The following is a 14,632-nucleotide window of genomic DNA, read 5'->3' as shown; positions in this document are numbered from 1 at the left end:
TTACCGGTCTGGTCCCCAGCGCCCTCCGAGGCTTTCCGGTGCATCAATCCCGTTCGCACCTCGACTACTCTCCCGGGAGCAATTCATGGAACTTTCTTCCACAACCCGCTTGGATCAGCAGGCTTCTTTATTAACTGAATCGGGACCCGCTGAATCAGAGCGCGGACCGGCGCCGGGGCTCCAGCGATCCATGGGCCCGCGGCACCTGGTGATGATCGCCATGGGCGGCGTCATCGGGTCGGGCCTTTTCCTCAGTTCGGGCTACACGATCTCCCAGGCCGGCCCGCTGGGCGCGGTCCTCGCGTATCTCGTGGGCGCCTTCGTCGTCTACCTCGTCATGGCCTGCCTCGGCGAGCTGGCCATCGCCTATCCGGTCTCGGGCGCGTTCCACATCTACGCCGCAAGGTCCATCGGTCCCGCCACCGGCTTCACCACGGCCTGGCTGTACTGGCTCTGCTGGGCGGTGGCCCTGGGATCTGAATTCACCGCGGCCGGCCTGCTCATGCAGCGCTGGTTCCCGGGAATCGAGGTGTGGGTCTGGTGCGTCGTCTTCGCGTCCATACTGTTTGCCCTGAACGCCGTCTCCTCGCGCTTCTTCGGCGAATCCGAGTTCTGGTTTTCCATCATCAAGGTGGGTGCCATCGTCGTCCTGATTGCCTTCGGTGGCGCCGCGCTGGTCGGGTTCCACCCGCTGGCCGGCGGCTCCCACCCGTTCCTGTTCGAAAACTTCAACACGTCGGGCGGACTGTTCCCCAACGGCTTCTCCGGCGTCCTGGTGACTGCCCTGGCTGTTTTCTACGCGTTCTCCGGTTCGGAACTCATCGGCGTCGCAGCGGGCGAAACCGCCAACCCCGAGACCAGCATTCCCAAGGCAATGCGGACCACGGTGTTCCGCCTGCTGATCTTCTTCGTGGGCGCCATCGCTGTCATCGCCGCCACCATCCCCTTTGACCAGGTGGGCTTGGACGAGAGTCCCTTCGTCACCGTCTTTTCCTCCATCGGCATCCCCTATGCCGCGGACATCATGAACTTCGTCATCATCACCGCACTGCTCTCCGCCGGTAACAGCGGCCTGTTCTCCTGCGCAAGGATGCTCTTTTCCCTGTCCGAGGAGGGGCACGCCCCGAAGGCATTCCGGAAGCTGACCAAACGCGGGATTCCCCTCATCGCCCTTTGCGTCAGCATGGTGGGCGGGCTGGCCTCGCTCATCAGCAGCGTCGTTGCGCCGGAATCGGTGTACCTCGCACTGGTGTCAGTCGCCGGGTTCGCTGTTGTGGGCGTCTGGATGTCCATCACGGCATCGCACTTCTTCCACAGGCGGGCCTTCGTCCGGAACGGTGGAAACATCGACGACCTCGCCTACAAGGCCCCGCTGTTCCCGGTGGTTCCGATCCTTGCCTTCGCGCTGTGCCTCATCTCGCTGATCGGCATCGCCTTCGACCCGAATCAGGTCGCGGCCCTGTACTTCGGCATTCCCTTCGTGGGCGCCTGCTACGCCTTCTTCTACTACAAGTACGGACGGCGGCCGCAGCTCGCCAAGTAGCTAGCTGCAGCAGTGCTGCGGCAGTGCTGCCGCAGCGTCTCCGGCCCGGCGGCCCAACCAGTGTTGGGCCGCCGGTGCTGTGTGAGAATGGGCGGTGAAGTCCACCAGAGGGAGCGGTTCAGCTTGGAATTGTCGGAAGCGTCATCGCTGGGCCAAGGTCTTCGCATTGTGCGGCTCATCGTCGACCGCGAGAAGCGGGGCAGGGGACTGCTGGGGGTATCCCAGCTCGCCGCCGAACTGGAGATGGACCAAAGCCGCGTGTCCCGGCTTACCCAGGAGCTGTGCGAGCTGGCCATTCTGGAGCGGGTGGAACGCGGACCGTTCCGTGCCGGTCCGGCCTTCTTCCAGCTTGCGGCCAGCCTTAATGCCGGCTGGATCGGCCAGGCGAAGAGCGAACTGGAACTCTTCGTGGCGGAGTTCGGGCTCCGGGCCCGGCTGTCAGTCCGTGACGGTGTGCGCGTGATCCTCCTCAGGACGTCGAGCAATGACGGCGTGCTGGGAAGCTTTGTGAAACCGGGCATGGTCACACCCGTCTGGTGCACGGGATCAGGCCGTGCCCTCCTCTGGGACCACACGGCAACCGAGGTCGAGAAGCTTCTTCAGGGCATGGACTTCATCGGCGTGGGCGGCCCCCGGGCGGCCCACTCTGTGTCGGAAGTGTGCGAATTGATGGAGCGTGACCGTCCGCAGGGCTTCATCGGGGCGGCCGAGGAGTTCGAGCACGATGTCCATGAGCTGGCCGTGCCCGTGCGGGATCCGGACGGACGCGTCAGCGCAGCCCTCTCCGTCCTGGGCAGCCGGGCCGCCGTTGAGCTCCGGACCGGGGAAATAGCCGATGCGCTGCATTCGGCAGCAAAGCGCCTCGCAGCGGTGGGTGCGGACGGCGCCGGAGTCAGCTAGGACGCCCCAGGGCCGCTTCAAGCCGGCCGCCCCACTTCAGGGCCGCGGCGGCAATCTCTTCGCACTTGGGCTCAAGTCGCGCCTTTGATCCGACCACCTGCAACGCGGCGATGGTCTCGCCGCGGAAATCGCGCACGGGAACGGCCACGGAGTATAGGTGAGGCTCCGCCTCTTCATCCACCACGGAATATCCGCGCTCCCGTGCCCCGGCCAGGCGAACAAGGAAGTCCTCGATGTCGGCGGGAGTGTTGGGGCCGTGGCGCACGAATTCGGTGTGGCTGAAGACGGCCCGGACCTCGGCGTCGCTGGCGTCCCACAGCAGCGCCTGGCCGGCATCGCTGCAGTAAGCGGGGTAGGGCCGGCCGATCCACGAGCCCACCATCGTGCTGTTCGGCGGGACATGCTCACCAATGGTCACGGTGCTGTCCCCGTTGAGGACACCCAGGAAGCAGCCCTCGCCGGTGTCCTCGACGAGCCCCTCCAGCGCCGTCAATCCCTCGGTTCGGAGCCTTTGCTCGGTGAGCAACTGGGCATCCGTATAGAGGCTCCAGTCCAGCGAATACTCCCGGTGCCCGCCCCGGAGCAGGAAGTTCTCCTGCTGGGCGGCTTTCAGTCCGCGGGAGATCTGGCTGCGGTCCTTGCCGAGATCCGCGGCGATGTCCCCGACAGTCGCGCCCCGCGCCCCGCCCTTGTGACGGGACCCGACGGCGAAGACGACTTGCATTCCGCGGCCCATGCTGGAGATCTTCGACATGGATCCGATCTTAGTTCCTGGCGCCCGAGGGGCAGGGAGCTTGTCCCTAGTGGATCGCGAAGACCCGTGCCGGGAATCCACTTCCGCCGTGCGGCTTCGGCCAGGTAGCCACCAGCACAGCCCCTGATTCGGGCAGGCCGTCCAGATTGGCGAGCAACTCTATCTGCCAGCAGTCCTGGGCAAGGATGTAGGTTTCCAGGCTGAAATCCTGGTTCGACGTCGCCTTGCCCGGGTCCGTGTCGGTTTGCTCGTGGCCGATCGCCGTGATGCTCCGCTCGCCGACCAGGAAGGACAGCACCTCTTGGGACCAGCCCGGTGTGTGGCTGACGCCGTCGGAATCCCGGTTCGCCATGGCTTCCGGGTCGGGCCAGCGGTTGCTCCAGCCGGTCCGAAGCGCCACGAACGCGCCCGCCGGAATCCTTCCGTTGCGCTCCTCCCAGGCGCTGACGTCATCCAGCGTGGGCGTCGCGTCGGCGTCACCCGCGGCCCTGGTGCTGATGTCCAGTACCACCAGAGGCAGCACCATCTCGTCCACCGGGATGTTGTCCAGCGTTCGCCCGCCACGGATAAAGTGCGACGGCGGGTCGACGTGGGTGCCCCACTGGCCGACGATGGAGTAGACGTGTGCCGTGAAACCGTCGCCGTTTTCCAGGTCGAACAAAGCCGTCCTGCGTTCGTCCGGAAAGGCAGGGAAATGTGGCTGGCCGGGGTGGAAAGCGTGCGTCAGATCGGTGAACGACCGGCCGGACAGCAACGACTGGAATCCTTCCCAGAGCCCGGCGGCCTGGACTGTCATGACGCCCGTCCCAGTGCCGGACGAACAGACGCTGCCGTGGAAACCCGGACCGGCTCGGAAAGTTCGATGACCGGCACCTCCCACGGGTGAACTTCGATCATGCGCCCGACGAGCCGGCTGACGGCCTCTTCGGACAGATCCGCGTCCAGATACGTGGTCAGGACAAAGGTGGGCGAAAAAGTTCTTTCATCAGCGCGGCCAAAAGTGGGATTTGCGCCGGCCGATGCCGTGAAGCCCTCGAAGCCGAGACTCGATTCGAACACATGCCGGTAGTTTCCAAAGTCCCCGAGATCGGGGCAGGACTCCAGTGTGTCGAAAAGTGACGAGAGGCCCGGGTCCGCCTTCAGGACCTCCAGGTCACCCTCCACCAGCCGCCTTAAGGAACCTGCGCCGATGGGCCAGTGGACGCGGAGTTTGCGCACACTTTTCATTCCAATATCCATGCCTTGATGCCTCTTCCCTCGATCGTCCGGAGCCGTCCGTGCGGCTTGTGATTCATCCTGACAGACTGTGATGAGCAGCACAAGCATATTTACTTGTATATGATGCACATAGATTGACATGGTCCCGTCCACGAAAGCGAAGTGATCCCCTTGAGCGCCACCGCCACCCCGCTGCTTTTCGCCCTCTATGAACAGGCAAGCGTCGGTTGCGGCGGCGCCCCGAGCCTCTGGACCCACCCGCTGGATGACCGCCTGGCGGTCAACTCCCTGGACCGCTGGCGGGATGTGGCCGTGACTGCGGAACAGGCCAACCTTGATGCACTGTTCTTCGCCGACGTGCTGGGCCTCTATGACGTCTACGGCGGATCCTCCGACGCTGCCCTCGGCTGGGCCGTCGAGGCGCCGGCGAACGACCCGTTCGTCTACGTCCCTGCGCTGGCGGCGCTGACGGAGCGGCTGTCCTTCGTCATCACGGCGTCCACCACCTACGAGCACCCGTTCTCCCTTGCCCGCCGCTTTGGCACCCTGGACCACCTCAGCAACGGCCGGATCGGCTGGAACATCGTCACGTCATACCTTTCCAGTGCGGCCAGGAACTTCGGTATGGACGAGATGCTCAAGCATGCGGACCGGTACGGCCGCGCGGATGAGTTCATGGATGTGTTCTACAAACTGCTGGAAGGCAGCTGGGCGGGCGACGCCGTCGTCGGCAGCAAGAGCGAAAAGGTGTACGCGCGTCCCGGTTCTGTCAGGTCGATCAACCACGACGGCGAGCATTTCCGCGTGGACGGGCCGTCGCTGACGTCCCCGTCGCCGCAGAGGACGCCCACCTTGTTCCAGGCGGGGTGGTCCCCGCGGGGCCGCGAATTCGCGGCCAAGCATGCTGAAGTGATCCTGCTGCCCAAGAAGGATCCGCAGGAAATTGCCGAAGGCCTGGCGGACATCAGCCGCCGGGCGCAGGAGGGCGGCCGTCCCGCCGGCGAGGTCCGCTCCATGGCGCTCGCCCGGATCATCACCGCGCCCACGGCGATCGAAGCGCAGGAAAAGTACCAGGAACTGCAGCGCAACTACCACCTGGAGGCACAGCTGGTCAGCTATGCCGGCGACACCGGGATCGACCTCAGCCAGTACGCCGACGACGAACCGCTGGCCACGGCATCCAACGGATTGACCTCCTATGTGGTCAAGGGGGCCCCGCAGGACCGGCCGCTCACCGCCGGCGACGTGCGGCGCAAATTCTCCGAGGTCACGCGCGGAACGGACCTGTTGTTCATCGGCACGCCGGAGGACGTCGCGTCGCAGATCGAGGAACACGCGGCGGTATCGGGGCTGGATGGCTACATGATCAACCCGCTGGTCAGCCCGGGCTCGCTCAACGATTTCGCCGAAATGGTGGTGCCGGAGCTCGCCAAGAGAGGGCTCTACGACACGGAACCGAAGAAGGGCACCTTGCGCTCCAGGCTCCGTGCCGACGGTGCGGACCTGATGGCCGCCACGGCTTATGGGGCCGGATTCCGCCAGCGCTAACCCATTGACACCCGGACCCGCCGGTCGTATTCTACAACCAAATGGTTGTAGATCAGATGAGTGAAGCCGAACTGGACCGCCTCTTCCAGGCGCTCGCCGATCCAACCCGCCGCGACATTGTGCGGCGGGTGACGGTAGGGGAGTACTCGGTCTCCGGCCTGGCCGCGCTCTACGCCATGAGTTTCGCCGCCGTTCAGAAGCATGTGGCGGTGCTGGAGCGCGCTTCCCTGGTCGCGAAGCAGAAGCGCGGAAGGGAGCAGATGGTGCGGGGCAACCATGAAGGCCTGCAGAAAGCCCGCCGGCTGCTCGATGAGTACGAGGCGATCTGGCGGCAGCGTGCCGAGCGGATCGCAGACATTCTCGCTGAAGGATAGGAAAGGGTTCCGCTATGACTGTCATCAGTTCCACCAAGAATCTCGAGGCGCTGAGCTTCACCCTGATCGCCGAGTTTGATGCCGATATCCAGCGCGTCTGGCAGCTCTGGGAAGACCCGCGGCAGCTCGAGCGCTGGTGGGGTCCGCCCACGTGGCCGGCCACGTTTGAGCAGTTCGATTTCCGCCCGGGGGGCAGGGCGGGCTACTACATGACCGGTCCCGATGGCCAGAAGAGCCGCGGCTGGTGGCACATCACCGCTGTCGATGCGCCCAAACGTCTTGCGTTTGACGACGGCTTCGCCGACGAGAAGGGCGATCCGGTGGAGGCCATGGGCATTACCCGCGGAACCGTGAACCTCGAAGCGATCAGCGACGGCGACCGCACCCGGATGACCGTCCAGTCCACCTTCGAGTCCGAAGGGCAGATGCAACAGATGGTGGAGATGGGCATGGAGGAAGGCATGAAGGAGGCGGTAGGGCAGATCGACGCCCTCCTCGCCGAGCACTCCCACGCCTGACGGGGGCCGGACCGTGGCTAACTGTTAAAGCTGACAACGCAGGCGGACGACGGCGGGAATTCCCGCCGTCGTCCGCCTGCGTTGCGGTGAGTCTGACTTACCAGACTGCGGCTTTACTAGACTGCGGCGCCCTGGGCGGCGCTGCGGTTCAGGCTCACAGTGAAGGTGTTCGGCCCGCTGAGGGTGACGGCAACATCGTTCCGGTGGGCGTTGGCCTTCGTGGAAATGTCGTGCACCAGGGCGTCCAGCGTGTGGTCGATCGCGGAGCGGTCCCAGATCTTAAGGGTCACGGAGTGATTGGTTTCGAACGTCATTATTCGGTGCCTCATTCATAAATTTGGTCATGGGCTTCGCATCGGCGCGGAGCCCGGGACGGGTCTATTCATGAACGCTCAGAGGCCTTGCGCAGCTCGGCGAGCTCACTGGTTTGGCCTCGTTGCGTCCACCAGGTTGGGTCGTTCTAAGCCTCTGCATTCACTGCGCCTCAGCGCGGAACAAGGGCTGGTGAGGCTGTGAAATCGCATTCTCAACCGTCCTTTCCATGATGCATGGAGGGGCGGCGGCGGCTCAAGCCAGGATCCGTTGATTGCGCGTGAGAATCATCACAGCCCTTGCTGCGAGGCGGCCGGACCGCCCTTCCCTTGACAAGTGTACGGCGTACACCTATCGTCAACGGGAAGAGGTGTACGCCGTACACCCACCTTCCAAAGGACCGGCCATGTCAATCAAAACCACTAGCTCCGCAGCTTTACCTGTCCGGCGTTCCGGGCCCGAGTGGCCCGTGCCCGCAGCCTTGATCCTGCTGAGCCTGATTCCGGTAGTTTTCGGCGCGCTCCGGCTGACCGAACTGACGTCCGGTGCAACGGTCACGCCGCAGAACGCGCGGTTCTTCGCCTCTCCCGTCCCGGTGGTAACGCACATTGTCAGCGTCACCGTTTACTCCCTGCTCGGAGCATTGCAGTTCGTTCCCTCGCTTCGCGGCAGGCGCGGCTGGCACCGCATCGCCGGCCGTATTCTCATCCCGGCCGGGCTGCTCGCAGCGCTCTCCGGGCTGTGGATGTCCGTCTTCTACCCGCTCCCGGACGGCTACACCGACGTCCCGCTCCGGCTCTTCTTCGGCTCGGCCATGCTGGCGAGCATCGTCCTGGGCCTCGCAGCGATCCGGCGCCGGGACTTCGCCGGGCACAGTGCCTGGATGACGCGCGCTTACGCTATCGCCGTGGGCGCGGGAACCCAAGCCCTGGTGAGCATCCCTTGGCTCCTTCTGGTCGGCCCCACCGATGTGCCCACGCGCGCAGCGCTGCTGGGAGCGGGGTGGATGATCAACGTGGCGGTTGCCGAGTACGTCATCCGCCGCCGCGCCCGGCGTGCGGCCGGTGGGGTCCGCCGTCCGGTCAGTACGCCTTCACCCGCTGTTCCACGATGAGGTGAATGAGCGCAAACGTCCCGTCCCGGTCGATGGCCCGGAATGCGGCGTCGAGGGCGGCCGGCACGTCCTCGTCGCGGGTGACCGTGACGCCGAACCCGCCAAATGCTGTGGCCATGAGGCCGAAGTCGGGGTTCTTCAGCTGCGTCCCCGAAACCCGCGACGGGTAGTGCCGTTCCTGGTGGGTGCGGATGGTGCCGTACTCCTGGTTGTCCATCACGATGATGAGCGGCGTGGCCCCGTACTGGGCAGCGGTGGCCAGCTCCTGTCCGTTCATCAAGAACTCGCCGTCGCCCGCGATGGTTACCACCCGGCGCTCCGGACTGGCCAGCGAAGCGGCGATGGCCGACGGGACGGAGTAGCCCATGGAGCCGTTCCTGGCGCTGATCATGGATGCGTAACGGCGGGTGGGGAAGTACCGGTGCGCCCAGTTGGTGTGCTCGCCCGCCCCGAACGTCACCATGGCATCCTCAGGCAGCCGCGGCACGAGGTTGGCCATCAGCGTGTCCATCCTGGCGGGCCCGTCACCCGGCGCTGCCGGCGGCAGGGCCGCAAAGGACGCCTGTTCGGCTCGCATCCTGGCCGTCCACGCTTTCCACTCGTCTTTCACGGGCAGGTCGATGCCCAGCAGGTCGCGGACAAAGGCATCCGGCTTGGCCACGATCTGCCGAGAGACGGGGCCCGACCGGCCGCGCAGCGAGGGGTCGATGGTCACCAGGAAGTTCTGCTTGTTCCAGTCCTGCCGGCAGACAAAGCCGTCAGTGATCACGTCGCCGGGGACCGTTCCCACGAACACGAGCAGGTCGGTTTCCTCCAGGAGGTCATACGTGGGGCGGGGGCGGCCGTAGCCGATCGGGCCCACGTAGGACGGCGAATCACAGGAAACCGTACCCTGCGTGCGCCATTCCGCGGCGGCCGGGATGTGGTGTTTTTCGAGCCAGCCGGTGAGCTGGCCGGCCGCTTCCTGGGTCCAGTCATTGCCGCCGGTGACAAACAGCGGCTTCTTGGACAGTGCAAGGGCGCTGGCGAGTGCTTCAGCGTCCGTGGTGCTCATGCCGCCCGCGGCCACCGGAATGGCCGGGTGCAGCGCCGGATCGATCTGCTGCCGGATGATGTCTTCCGGCAGGCCCACCACGACGGGGCCCGGCCGTCCGCTCATGGCCGCGAACATGGCTTCCGCAACGATCTCGGAGGCCCGCTCGGCGTGGTCCAGCACCATGACACGCTTGGCCCCGGTGTCGAACCACGCCTTGATGTCGAATTCCTGGAACGCTTCGCGGTCACGGTGCGCAAACGGAATGAGCCCCACGAAGAGCAGCATGGGCGTGGAGTCCTGCCAGGCCGTGTGCAGGCCCACGTGGGCGTTGGCCGCGCCGGGCCCGCGGGTGACCATGGCCACCCCCGGGCGCTGGTTCATCTTGCCGTCGGCTTCGGCCATGTACGCGGCGCCTCCTTCATGCCGGCAGACCACGGTGTCGATGTCGGAACCGTGCAGCCCGTCCAGTACGTCCAGGAAGCTCTCGCCGGGAACAACGTAGGCGCGCTCCACTCCGTGGGCCACGAGGGAATCCACAATCACGTGCCCGGCGGATTTCAGGGTCCCGGGCCCTTCCTTAATGCCGCCGGAGTTCAGTGTTCCGGGGTCAGTCGCGGAGGCCGGCTGTACGGCGAGGTGATTGATGGTGCCGCCGTCGATGGGCCTGATGTCGGTTGCTGTCATGGTGGATGCGGATTCCGTTGTCATCTCTGCTTGTCTTCTTGGGTTGGGTGTTGGTTTACGTGTGTTGGGTGGAGGCGCCGGTGGTGCCTAGTCGGTTTCCGGTCCGGTGCAGAAGAAGCAGCCGTCCTCGCAACTGTCTGTCGTCTGGTTTTCCGTGGACGCCCCGCGGGGCTGGGGGCTTAGCAGGTCTTGTCGGTTCATGGCGGGCTTTCTTCGGTTGTTGGTGGGATCCGGGGCTGCGGGGCCGGAGGGAATGCGGCGGGCGGGTGTTTCGGCTACCGGATGGGAGTCCGGTTGGCCACCACGGGCGCGGCGCCGGTGTATCCGCTCCGGACCTCGGCGATCTCATGGATCCGCCTGCGGCAGGAGTACCAGCCCGCCACCATCAGCGCACAGGCCACGAGCGTCACCAACAAGGTGAGCGGGGAATCGATGAACACCATGACCAGCACGCCCAGCAGGAACAGCAGGCTGAGGTAGCCGGTGTAGGGAGCACCGAACATCCGGAAGGAGGGGCGCTCCACCCAGCCCTTGTCCGCCCAGCGTTTGAGCTGGATCTGGCACACCACGATGGTGGCCCACGTGACGACGATGCCCACCGAGGCCACGTTCAGCACGATTTCGAAGGCCTGCGCGGGGACGAGGTAGTTCAGCGGCACGCCCAGGAGCGAAACCACCGCCGTGAGGGCGATGCCGCCGTACGGAACGCCCGCCCTGTTCATGCGGGCGGCGAACCTGGGGGCGGAGCCGGCCATGGACATGGAGCGCAGGATCCGGCCGGTGGAGTAGAGGCCGGCGTTAAGGGAGGACAGGGCGGCCGTGAGGACCACCAGGTTCATGATGACGTCCACGCCCTCGATGCCCAGCGAACCGAAGAATGTCACGAACGGGCTGACGCCCTTCTCGTAGGACGTGTAGGGCAGCAGGAGGGCCAGCAGCAGGACGGAACCGACGTAGAACACGGCGATGCGGAACACCACGGAGTTGATGGCCTTGGGCATGATCTTCTCCGGGTTCTCGGTTTCACCGGCAGCGGTGCCCACGAGTTCGATGGAGGCGTAGGCAAACAGGACGCCCTGCATCAGGATGATCATCGGCAGCAGGCCGTTGGGGAAGATGCCGCCGTTGTCCGAGATCAGGCTCAGCCCGACGTCCTGGCCGTCCACCGGGGTGCCGAAGATGACAAAGTACGTGCCGATGATGAGGAACGCGCCCAATGCCGCCACCTTGACCAGGGCGAACCAGAACTCCAGCTCACCGAAGACCTTCACCGAAACGAGGTTGAGGCAGAGAACCACTACCAGTGCGATCAGCGCCCACATCCACTGCGGCACCGCGCCCATCCACGGGACGTACTTGCCGAAGAAGTTCATGTAGAGCGCCACGGCGGTGATGTCCACGATGGTGGTGGTGGCCCAGTTGATCCAGTAGAACCACCCCGAGATGAAGGCAGCCTTCTCACCGAAGAACTCCCGGGCGTAGGAAACGAACGAGCCTGATGATGGCCGGTGCAGCACCAGTTCGCCCAGCGCCCGGAGGATCAGGAACGCGAAGAAGCCGCAGACGGCGTAGGCGATCACCAGGGAGGGGCCGGCCGCGTTGAGGCGGCCGCCGGCGCCGAGGAACAGGCCGGTGCCGATTGCTCCGCCGATCGCGATCATCTGGATCTGCCGCGCCTTGAGGCCCTTGTGATAGCCGGCGTCTTCGGCGTGGATCAGTGAATCCGGTGCGTGGGCGTGGCCGCCGTCGGCCTCGTACAAAGCAACCTCGCCATTGGGGTTGTTGGACATGGGTGTTCCTTTCGACCTGTCAAAGATCTAAATGGGGGTTTTAGCGGAAATTATTCGAAACAGCTGAGGGGAAAGTTAGAAGACGGACCAGCCGGTGCGCTCGGCCAGATCGGCGAGAGCCGCAGTCCCGGCCAGGGAATTGCCTTTGGAGTCGAGGCGGGGGCTCCAGACGCAGATGGCCCCTTCGCCGGGCACGATCGCCAGGATTCCGCCGCCTACGCCGCTCTTCCCCGGGAGCCCCACGCGGTAGGCAAATTCGCCGGCCGCGTCATACATGCCGCACGTGAGCATGATGGAACTGATGCGTTTGGCCTCACTCCGGGAGACCACGGTGCCCTGTGCGCCCCGGCCGTCCTGGGCCAGGAAGAGCGCGGCCTTCGCCGTCTCCACGCAGGTCATCATGATGGAGCACTGCCTGACATAGTTCTCCACTACCGCCTGCGCGGGGTAGCGCAGGTTGCCGAAGTCCCTCAGGAAGTGGGCCAGGGCAAGGTTGCGGCTGCTGTTGGCGAGCTCGCTTTTCGCGGCGTCCTCGTCGATGAACGGTCCCTGCCCGCCGATGCGGTGGCCCGCCTCCCGGGAGAGGAAGTGCAGGAGTTGTTCGGCGGCGTCGGGAAATCGTTCCATGAGGTGGTCGGTGACCACCAGGGCGCCCGAGTTGATAAACGGATTCCGGGGAATCCCGTGCTCCACTTCGAGCTGCACCAGGGAGTTGAAGGACGTGCCGGATGGTTCGCGAAGGACCCTGGACCAGAGCCCGCCCGGGTCGCCTGAGCTGAGTGCCAGGGCCAGCGTGAAGACCTTGGAGATGCTCTGGATGGAAAAGGGAACGTCGGCATCTCCGGCGCTGAACACTTTCCCGGACGATGTGGCCACCGCAATGCCGAAGCGGCTGAACGGCGGGGATGAGAGGTGGGGGATGCCTGCGGGAACTGATCCTGCTTCAGCCCGGGGCCGGTGGTTCCGCACGATATCGTCCAGGACCAGGTCGAGAGGGGGCGAGTCGAGTACTGTCTTCATGGGTTGCGCGGGTGCTCCTTGTGCTTGCCGGCCCACTCCTGGATGTGGAGCAGGGCGACCAATGAATGGCGGGGATCGGTGAAGTTCAGGCCGGTCACGCGGCTGGCCTTGCTGATCCGGTAATAGACGGTGTTCTTGTGCAGCTTCATTCGCTTTGAGCATTCGCTGACGTCCAGTGACGACTCGAAATACACCCGAAGGGTCTCCGCCAGTTCCCCGTCGTCACGGAGGAGGGACCAGAGGCTGCGATGGCGGAAAGCCGAGGCTGTGAAATTCTCAAGGGCTTCGTGGAAGAGGATGTCCACTTCGAAGTCATCCACGGTGGCCACAGCAGCGGTCCCGTCCCGCCGCATGGACCCGAGCAGTGCCTCCGTCTTGGCGGTCACCGAGTGAATCGACAGCAGATCGGGGGCGACGGGTCCTACTGCGGCAAAGGGACTGATGCCCAGGTGCTTTCCGGCGTCCCGCACGATGGCTTCGGCGAGGCTCCGAAGCCCGGCTTCGGCATTGGCGGACTGGAGTGCCGGGATGATCACCGCGGTGTCGCCGTTGAACTGCCCCACGACTGCCGACTGTTTGTACGCAGCCGCGTGGATGGACGCGAGGTTGGCGAGTTCCCCGTGTTTGAGTGCTGCATCGTCTGCCTGCGCGTCAGTTGCCGACATTCCCAACAGGATGAGCGCTGCGGGGCGGTCCGCCGGGATCTTCTCGCTGTGGGCGCTCGCCGCGGCTTCTGCCGGACCGGAGAGGATCCGCGCGATCCGGTCCTGCCGCATGTGCACCGACTGCTGGTTCCGGTAGCGGATCAGCTCGGCAGACGCGCGCGCCGCGGATCCGGTGAGGACATAGTCGACGTCGGCCCCGAAGCCGTCTCCGGTTTCCTGCAGCCAGATGTACCCCATGATGCGGTCCCCGGCGAACAGGGTGATGGCGATGCGCTCCCGGAGTCCGTCCTGCGGCCGGGCCGGAACCCTGACAGGCAGTCGGGTCCGGTGCAGTTCGCGGTAGGCGCCGAGGTCCTTCAGGAGGAGTTCGTATTTTCGCGGACCCCGGCGGGCAAGGATCGATGCCTTGCGGAGCTCATCGATGTCATTGGTCACTGTGGAGTACGCGAGGACTTTGTTCGCGGCGTCCTCGATGACCACGTGGCTCGACGTCAGGCGTGCAGTGGTCTGCGCGATGGCGAACAGGTCTTCTTCCAGCAGCGTCAGCACTTCGCTCTGGTAGCTGCGGGGCATGATCCTGTCCTTGGCGATGGACAGGAGCCGGTCCCAGTCGGCGGCCGGGTCCACCAGGAGAAGGCCCGTTCCTGCTGCGCGGAGCAGCTCTTCGGCTTCCTCGAGTTCGCCGGTCCTGCCCTTGACGGCAAGCACCAGGGGAGGATTCTTCAGGAGGCGCCGCAGCGCCGGCAAAGCGGACCGCCCGCGAACCCCGATCAGCAGGACGAACGCGGCGCCGCCGTCGGACGTTTCGTCGTCGGAGTCAACGATCAGGAAGCGTTCAATCGGGGAATCCGCGTTGGACGGCCGGAGGATGAGGCTGGCGAAACCAAGGGGGAGATCCGACAGGATGTCATCCATTGTCGCTGCGGCCATGGGCTTCCTTCTGCATTGATACCCGTCCGGACGGCTCTGTCCGGTCACACCATGCTATCCAGAGCATTTCCCGGAAAATATGGGTGCCGGACTAAATCCAGTGCTGCGTTTTAGGTCCCTGAACCAAGGCGCGGCCGGCCGGGGAAGGCGGGCACGGGGCGCCGCTTTTGCGGCACGCGGCTTAAGGCGCAACGGACGACGGCGGGCGGTCCCGCCGTCGTCCGTT

General features: G+C 65.2%; 14 protein-coding genes. 6 read left to right on the top strand and 8 right to left on the bottom strand.

What is annotated here, in order from left to right; all coding sequences use genetic code 11:
* Window positions 1-85 precede the first annotated feature (85 nt).
* The gene (locus tag TV39_RS17895; protein ID WP_043484218.1) at window positions 86-1,543 is read left to right on the top strand and encodes an amino acid permease; all 1,458 of its coding nucleotides are present in this window, start codon (window positions 86-88) and stop codon (window positions 1,541-1,543) included.
* A 123-nt stretch (window positions 1,544-1,666) separates the two neighbouring features.
* Complete coding sequence (locus TV39_RS17890; protein ID WP_043484747.1) at window positions 1,667-2,443, top strand: IclR family transcriptional regulator; 777 nt, start codon at window positions 1,667-1,669, stop codon at window positions 2,441-2,443.
* On the opposite strand, the gene TV39_RS17885 is transcribed toward TV39_RS17890, so the two are convergent.
* From TV39_RS17885 to TV39_RS17875, 3 genes are read right to left on the bottom strand one after another with little or no spacing between them, the layout of a single operon-like run.
* Complete coding sequence (locus tag TV39_RS17885; protein ID WP_043484217.1) at window positions 2,436-3,197, bottom strand: IclR family transcriptional regulator; 762 nt, start codon at window positions 3,195-3,197, stop codon at window positions 2,436-2,438. The two genes, TV39_RS17890 and TV39_RS17885, sit on opposite strands and share 8 nt — an antisense overlap.
* A 46-nt stretch (window positions 3,198-3,243) precedes the next feature.
* Window positions 3,244-3,993, bottom strand: a complete 750-nt coding sequence (locus tag TV39_RS17880) for a cyclase family protein (protein ID WP_043484216.1) — start codon at window positions 3,991-3,993, stop codon at window positions 3,244-3,246.
* On the bottom strand, window positions 3,990-4,424 hold the full coding sequence (locus TV39_RS17875; protein WP_326942852.1) for a hypothetical protein: 435 nt from the start codon (window positions 4,422-4,424) through the stop codon (window positions 3,990-3,992). The genes TV39_RS17880 and TV39_RS17875 overlap by 4 nt, the downstream gene beginning before the upstream one ends.
* 153 nt (window positions 4,425-4,577) lie before the next feature.
* On the opposite strand from TV39_RS17875, the gene TV39_RS17870 reads away from it, so the two are divergent.
* From TV39_RS17870 to TV39_RS17860, 3 genes are read left to right on the top strand one after another with little or no spacing between them, the layout of a single operon-like run.
* The gene (locus tag TV39_RS17870) at window positions 4,578-5,963 is read left to right on the top strand and encodes an NtaA/DmoA family FMN-dependent monooxygenase (RefSeq protein ID WP_235347438.1); all 1,386 of its coding nucleotides are present in this window, start codon (window positions 4,578-4,580) and stop codon (window positions 5,961-5,963) included.
* Between the two features lie 41 nt (window positions 5,964-6,004).
* Window positions 6,005-6,337 carry an ArsR/SmtB family transcription factor gene (locus TV39_RS17865; protein WP_043484214.1) on the top strand — a complete coding sequence of 111 codons (333 nt, stop codon included), beginning with the start codon at window positions 6,005-6,007 and terminating at the stop codon, window positions 6,335-6,337.
* A 14-nt stretch (window positions 6,338-6,351) separates the two neighbouring features.
* On the top strand, window positions 6,352-6,855 hold the full coding sequence (locus TV39_RS17860) for an SRPBCC family protein (protein ID WP_043484213.1): 504 nt from the start codon (window positions 6,352-6,354) through the stop codon (window positions 6,853-6,855).
* A 116-nt stretch (window positions 6,856-6,971) separates the two neighbouring features.
* On the opposite strand, the gene TV39_RS17855 is transcribed toward TV39_RS17860, so the two are convergent.
* Window positions 6,972-7,169 (bottom strand): hypothetical protein, encoded by a 198-nt coding sequence (locus tag TV39_RS17855; protein ID WP_011693996.1) that lies wholly within the window; start codon window positions 7,167-7,169, stop codon window positions 6,972-6,974.
* A gap of 404 nt (window positions 7,170-7,573) precedes the next feature.
* Between TV39_RS17855 and TV39_RS17850 the strand changes: the two genes are divergently transcribed.
* Window positions 7,574-8,281, top strand: coding sequence for a DUF2306 domain-containing protein (locus TV39_RS17850; protein WP_043484212.1), 708 nt, complete (start codon window positions 7,574-7,576; stop codon window positions 8,279-8,281).
* Here TV39_RS17850 and TV39_RS17845 read toward each other — a convergent pair.
* The 4 genes from TV39_RS17845 to TV39_RS17830 form a co-directional block, all read right to left on the bottom strand.
* Entirely contained in the window at window positions 8,250-10,025 is a 1,776-nt protein-coding gene (locus TV39_RS17845; RefSeq protein WP_235347437.1) for a thiamine pyrophosphate-dependent enzyme, read from the bottom strand. The two genes, TV39_RS17850 and TV39_RS17845, sit on opposite strands and share 32 nt — an antisense overlap.
* Before the next feature lie 251 nt (window positions 10,026-10,276).
* Window positions 10,277-11,791 (bottom strand): amino acid permease, encoded by a 1,515-nt coding sequence (locus tag TV39_RS17840; protein WP_043484211.1) that lies wholly within the window; start codon window positions 11,789-11,791, stop codon window positions 10,277-10,279.
* Window positions 11,792-11,866: 75 nt separating this feature from the next.
* On the bottom strand, window positions 11,867-12,811 hold the full coding sequence (locus TV39_RS17835) for a glutaminase (RefSeq protein ID WP_043484210.1): 945 nt from the start codon (window positions 12,809-12,811) through the stop codon (window positions 11,867-11,869).
* Complete coding sequence (locus tag TV39_RS17830; RefSeq protein WP_043484209.1) at window positions 12,808-14,406, bottom strand: PucR family transcriptional regulator; 1,599 nt, start codon at window positions 14,404-14,406, stop codon at window positions 12,808-12,810. The genes TV39_RS17835 and TV39_RS17830 overlap by 4 nt, the downstream gene beginning before the upstream one ends.
* Between the last annotated feature and the right edge of the window lie 226 nt (window positions 14,407-14,632).

The organism is Arthrobacter sp. SPG23 (genome assembly GCF_000876655.1).
Taxonomy (GTDB): Bacteria; Actinomycetota; Actinomycetes; order Actinomycetales; family Micrococcaceae; genus Arthrobacter.
The sequence above is the reverse complement of the archived record's forward strand: the minus strand, read 5'-3'. Positions and strand labels throughout refer to the sequence as shown.